Here is a 1,290-nt window from a genome sequence, read left to right as displayed (position 1 = left end):
GCCACCAGGACTTCCCCTCCTCGCGCCATTCCCTGTCATGGCTCGCCGCCCCGCCCATGGCGAGAACGGTCGTGCCGTCGATATCGAATACCTCACCGCGCATCAAATGCAGGATGTTTGGGCGCACAATATGGACGTGCCCGCCGCACCACTCGGTCTCGGGGAGTTCTGCCAGCATGCGATGGTTCTCGTGGTTCCCGTCAACGAAGCATGTGGTCCAGGGCTTGGACTCGAACCAATCGAGCCAGTAGCGGTCCGTGCTTGAGCCGCCCCACATGGCTCAAGTCGCAGGTCGCCAACGAACCGCAGCTCCTGAAGGCGTTCTTCTCGATGAGCTTGACGGAGCTGGGAAGCTCCGCGGAGGAAAGAAGCGAATCGCCGATGAAGGAGCGCGTGGGAACGCGATCGACGCCCTCGCCGATGCGCACAGATTCGAGTCGCTCGCAGGAGCTGAAGACGTAGTCGCCCCAATCCGCGACCGTGCCCGGGACGGCGATCGAGGCCAAGGACGCGCAGCCGTAGAACGCGCCGTCGCCGATGGAAGCGAGCCCATGGGGAAGCTCGATGCTCTCCAGGCGGCTGCACGAGTAAAACGCCGAGTCACCGATGGACGAGAGCGAGGCAGGCAGCTCAACGGAGGCGAGCTTGACGCAATCGTTGAAGGCCTCGTTCCCAACGCTCAAGACGCCCTCGGGAATCGAGACCTCGGTGATGCTCGTGTTGAGGGAGAAGGCCCCGTCCGCAACGGACGTCACGGGGAGGCCCTCAAGCTGCGCGGGGATCTCTACGCGGCCGCCCGCCCCCTCGTAGCCGGTGATGGCCACGGTTCCCAGCTCTCGCTGCTCGTAGACGATGCCGTCGGAGGTCGTTGCCGCGACCGCGACCTGAGCGGGAAGCCCCAGGGACATCGGTGCGCCAAGGACGACCGCCAGGGCAACGAGCTGAGCCGCGAGAATCCATCGCAGGCGTCCAAGAAGAGACGGTCGGCTCTTGAGGCTGGCGAGGTTCGTGCGATCGGTCATGGCTGCTCCGCCCATGCGGGGATTTGGGAAAGGCGACCTTATTGGTAGAGGGGCTTCTTAGCCCTCGAGCGCGGCGATCATGGCAGCGCTGAACGCCTCGAGATCCGCCGGACGGCGCGAGGTGATGAGCCTCCAGCCGTTCGCGTCGTCCACGTGGCATTCCTCATCGAGCCAGGTCGCGCCCGCATGCTCAAGGTCGACGCGGATGTAGCGGCAGCTCGTCATCGTCTTGCCCTGGAGCACGTCGGCGTTCACGAGGACCCAGGGG

Annotated in this window: 2 protein-coding genes; both read right to left on the bottom strand. The window is 65.1% G+C overall.

Going from position 1 to position 1,290, the window contains the following annotated elements:
* Positions 1 to 200 precede the first annotated feature (200 nt).
* On the bottom strand, positions 201 to 1,022 hold the full coding sequence (locus tag ACT84W_RS09975) for a leucine-rich repeat domain-containing protein (RefSeq protein WP_444329101.1): 822 nt from the start codon (positions 1,020 to 1,022) through the stop codon (positions 201 to 203).
* Between the two features lie 57 nt (positions 1,023 to 1,079).
* On the bottom strand, positions 1,080 to 1,290 hold a 211-nt coding region (locus ACT84W_RS09970), incomplete at its 5' end, for a DJ-1/PfpI family protein (protein ID WP_444329100.1).

It is taken from the genome of Paratractidigestivibacter sp. (assembly GCF_052362415.1).
In the GTDB taxonomy this organism is placed as follows: Bacteria; Actinomycetota; Coriobacteriia; order Coriobacteriales; family Atopobiaceae; genus Paratractidigestivibacter.
Note: the sequence above shows the minus strand (reverse complement) of the source record. Positions and strands in the feature narration are given on the sequence as shown.